The sequence below is a fragment of the Mycobacterium nebraskense genome, from assembly GCF_002102255.1.
In the GTDB taxonomy this organism is placed as follows: domain Bacteria; phylum Actinomycetota; class Actinomycetes; order Mycobacteriales; family Mycobacteriaceae; genus Mycobacterium; species Mycobacterium nebraskense.
Window position 1 is genome coordinate 1 of sequence record NZ_LQPH01000052.1, and the last position, 4,443, is coordinate 4,443.

Below are 4,443 nucleotides of genomic sequence, written 5' to 3' on the forward strand. Positions count from 1 at the left end.
GCCACCGCATAGGATCATCAACGCAAGCGAGCGGAACCTATGTCAGACCACTTTTACACCGCTCCTGGGACGCCACCTCCTTCAGACACCGCACTTCGACTCGATGCCGAGTGTTGCCGGTGAACACAAAGACACCATGACGTTCGCGGGCCAGCGTCATGGCTCGCGAAAGCGCGTCGGCACAGGCCAGTTCGAGTTGGAAAACTCGACCGCCGTGTACCCCTAACGACGAACTGCCGTCGAGCAGCAACGCTGTGGCGACGTCACGGCTGCTGGGCAGCAAGTCGCGGAAGAGCCGCGGCTCCTTGGCCTCGCCGGTAGACAGGTCGATGTAGTGGTTGACGTATTGGTCGACATCGAGGTCGGATCCGTCTTCGAGGCGGTTTGTCATCGCACGATGGGTGTGTTCTTCGAACCACTTGCGTACGTCGACGGCAACCGGCACCGGACGGCGAATGCGGCGGCCGTCTGCATGCTCGATAACGGCGACGTGGTCGTGCATGAACTGCTTTGTCCACATGTTCCATTCGGGATAGGGGATACCGGGCCGGTGTTCTGGCGTGACGTCGAAATCGTTGTCCTGGGGCCGGCTCGGGGGCGGCAGGTTGGGATTGCGGACGCCTCCATCGCCGCCGACGGGAACTGAGTACGGCCGCGGCAGCCGTTTCTGCGTGCTAGTCCAGGGCATCCGGCCAAAGCTGCGGCGTAACTTGTCGGTCAAGCCATGCGGCGCCGTGTAGGCCAGCGGCAGGTGGCCCAGCAGCGGGTGGACCGTCAATGCCTGGCCGGTGGTCGCCAACGCGATTGCCCGGCTGAGCATTTCCGCGGCATCCATGTCACCGGCTTCGGCGTGGACCTCCGGGACTAGTCGTTGGACCTCGGGGAGCAGGCCTGGCCACCGCGACGCGATCCAGCCGAGCGCGACGCCGGCTTCGACAAGCGTGAGCGCGCGCAGTTCGCGAGCGGACAGCTCGTTCAGGCGGTATTCGGTGATCCGCTCTTTCGACGGCGAACATTGCAGGGCTACGCCGCATGTCAGGGTCCTGCGTGTCCAGTCGGGCTTTGAGAGATCGGGGGCGGGGTAGGGCACATGAACGAACGTGAGCGCGGCATTCAAACCGAAGCCGCGACGATCACCGGTGACGAGCCGGACGCCCTCGCGACGCTGCTCACTGAGTGCCACCGCCGTCACGGAGCAACTCCGTTCCAGCGCCATCGCGTGGGTTTCGGAGGGCTCAGCCATGGTCTGAATCTCGCGCAGGCAGGTCGCCCGGTCCGTGGGCCGCGCTCAGAACGTTCCGATGTTGGAGAACATCCAATACCAGAACCAGATAATCAGCCCGGTGCCGCCCCAGGCGGCGACGTAGCGAAGGATCTCCCATAAATAATCCACGATCTGACCTCCTGAGTGACGGACTCTCCAGCTTTTTGATTGAAGTCAACGGCAATGTCGCGGCCATCAGTCGGCCTGGCTCGATTGAATAGCGAAATGCCCACTGGAACTGGTGAAGTCCGTTGCGGCGGGTTCGAAGAGCCGGGAGTCGTCCAGTGATAGTGGTCATTGAGGAACTCGCAATCCGTAATCAGTCGGAGAAGATTTCGCGATTGACGGTGTGCAGGTAAGGGATTGCGAGGAATGGCGTGATGTAGAAGATGTCGTAGAGCCACCAGCCGACGACTGGCAAGACGACACCGGCGAAGCGCACGTCGGCGAACATGGTCATGTTGAAGACGTAGGTAACCCAGATCACCACGCCCATCCAGCACGTGATGACCATCCATTGGTGACCCCAGCGTTTCATCTGCAGGAATCCGATGGCAGCGGCGATTCGCATGGTGAAGACGGTCAGGATGAGACCGACTTCCATGGCTTTTTCACCAGGTCCGGCCGCGCCTCCGACCCACAGTTCGTTGTAGTGCCAGAAGTAGCCGGCGTCGAACATGTTGCCCCACCCGTTGAGCAGCACGCGGGCCAGCAGGGTATGGCTTGCCACCAGGTCGAGTGCCCACCCCACAGTGTTGATGGCGGCGTCGATGATGACGAGATAGCCGAGCAACGTGACCAGCATCGGCCGAACGGAGAGGCCATCTCGTTGGGCCCGGCGCAGCAACCGCACTCCCCAGAGGAACAGCGGCAACCCAAAGACGCCCAGGGCCGCGGTGCCGATCAGGAGACTGCCCGAGATAAGCCATTTGTCGGCCTGACGCTGCGCTAGTTGTGACCGTTCCAAGTGCTCGTCGAACGTCAGTCCCTTTGCGGCGCGGCCGCTTTCCGCCGAGGCCCTTGCGACGCCGCCGGCAGTGTGCTGTTGCAGCTTCGGCAGATTCACAATCCTCCGCGTCATCGAGGCCGATTGGGTATGTGAACTATAACAGACTGACTGTAGTCAGCGTAATGTGTCGGCACGGGTGCACGGGAGACAGTCGTGAGGCGTCACTGAGCTAAGGGTGGCAGCATGTTCGCCGGCGGAATGTCCTCCAGGGCAACCAGGCCCGCTGGGGCTTCGCACACCCAGTTGATCGCGTTCAGGACGCGCGCTGCGGTCGACATGCATGCGGCGTCAGTGGAGTCCAGCAGGGGATGAGATACATGGGTGTTGATTTCCACCCGAGGGTCTCCCTCGACGGTTACTCGGTGAACCCCGGTGAGACCTTCTGGCGGGTAGACCCAATCGGATCCCGCCGCGTTTGTGAGCCGAGTGACGTGTTCGATGGTGATCACCGGCTCCCCGTTGAGGACGCCTTCGACAGCGAATCGAACAGCGGCGCGGCCTCCCGGATCGACAGTCATCATCGTGCATACGATCGGCTCTGGGGTGTACCAACTTTCGGTTCGCTGACGCGTTTCGTCGAGCTCTATCCCCATCAGGTCGGCCAGCCTCCGTACCTGCCCGCCCCACATGAAATCTACGATCCCCGGTTGAAATAGCAGAGGTGGATCGTCGTCGGGCCCCTTGTTGAAGCCCATTCCCTCACCGGTGAACTCAGCATCGTCATAGTTTCCGTAGTCGAATATCTCCTGCACCGTCACCGAGCGCGCACAGGTCACCAGGCTCAGAGCTGCGTGAGTGAGAGTATCTGCCGAGAAGCCGGGATCAACCCCATTGACGTATAGCGACGAGTTGCCCTTCTCGCACGCCTGGATCAGGGGATCCCGTATCCAGTCCTGCGCGTAGATGGGTGCCACCAGCCAGACCAGTGAGCTCCCAACGACGTTGGTGCCAGCGGACAGGAATTGCGACATCTGATCGATTACTTCCATCGGCCGGGTTTCGGCCTGCGGCGTGAAGACGACACAGTCCGCCCCCAGGTCGACAAGTGTGTCGATGTCGTCCGTCGCGATAACGCCCGTGGCTTCGCTCGTTCCGCAAAGTTCGGCGGCATCGCGGCCGACCTTCTCGGGGCTGGCGGCGTGCACGCCGACCAGTTCGAGATCTGGTCGTTCAATGATTGTCTTCAGCGAGTGTCGGCCGACGTTGCCTGTCGAGAACTGGATCATCCTGCGCACTGCTTGCCTCCATTCACTGCAGTCGTGGCCAATCGCCTGCGTCTCGTTCGACCAGTCAGTCCGGTGCTGCTAGTCGGCGACGCCGATCAAACCGAGCCTGGAAAAGGTGTCCCGGACGCCTTCCTTCCAGTGCTGCGAGCACTTGCCGATGAGTTGCTCACGGCGGGTGTTGTCCGACCAGAAGCTGTCGAAGCTGACGGGCGACTCCACAAAACTCGCCGTCACCCCCGTGAGTTCGGCGACGTATTCACCCATCTGCTGGTCCGTGACGGGGTCATCCCCGCCCCAGTTGACGATCGTCGCGGGGACAGTGGCGATTTCAAGCAGCTTGTGCGCTTGGTCGGCGATGTCGACGCCTCCGATGGGTGACCCGATGTTGTGGTAGCCCAACGGAGTGAGCCAGGGTTGTCCAGCCTTAAAGGTCTGGTATTGCATGACGGGAAGCCCACCATGGCCCGTCCAGCTGTACCCAACGTTCATCCGTGCGATGGTGGTGGGGAGGTCCAACATACGTGCGGCGGCGCGAACGCTGCCCTCGGAGGTGATCTTTGCGATCGGATAGACCTCGGCATAGCTGGCGAGACCGCCGAGCGGGTCGGTCTCCGCGTAAGCGTGGTTGGGATGATCTGCATGAGGTCTATAGACACACGTGCTGGAGACGTGAAGAAACGCCTTCGCCTTGCGGCAGTGCTGCATCAACAGCGCTGATCCTTCTGCGTTGTTGGTAATCGCTTGGTCGTAGTCGGGGCTGAGGTTCAGGGCCGAATGGACCACATGGGTGAAGTCGTCCGGCAGCGACGAGTTGTCGCCCGTGTCCATGTCCCATACACAAGTCTTGATTCTGAGCGCCTCGAGTTCGGTCGTGTCCCTGCCGCGGTGTAAAAGAATCCGGACGTAGGTTCCCTCGAAGACCGGCAAGTCTGATGGAAGGAGCA

At 61.6% G+C, this 4,443-nt stretch carries 3 protein-coding genes and 1 pseudogene; all 4 read right to left on the bottom strand.

All coding sequences use genetic code 11. The features are described from left to right. Positions 1–76: 76 nt before the first annotated feature. Positions 77–1,243 (bottom strand): annotated as a pseudogene (locus AWC17_RS05900) (MorD protein); the annotation flags it as partial. Between the two features lie 340 nt (positions 1,244–1,583). Then, positions 1,584–2,330: a hypothetical protein gene (locus AWC17_RS05905; RefSeq protein WP_276807023.1), complete on the bottom strand. Its 747-nt coding sequence runs from the start codon at positions 2,328–2,330 to the stop codon at positions 1,584–1,586. A 104-nt stretch (positions 2,331–2,434) separates the two neighbouring features. After that, complete coding sequence (locus tag AWC17_RS05910) at positions 2,435–3,508, bottom strand: NAD(P)H-dependent amine dehydrogenase family protein (RefSeq protein WP_046182593.1); 1,074 nt, start codon at positions 3,506–3,508, stop codon at positions 2,435–2,437. Between the two features lie 69 nt (positions 3,509–3,577). Continuing rightward, the coding region (locus AWC17_RS05915; protein WP_208618364.1) for an NAD-dependent epimerase/dehydratase family protein at positions 3,578–4,443 on the bottom strand (866 nt) is incomplete at its 5' end.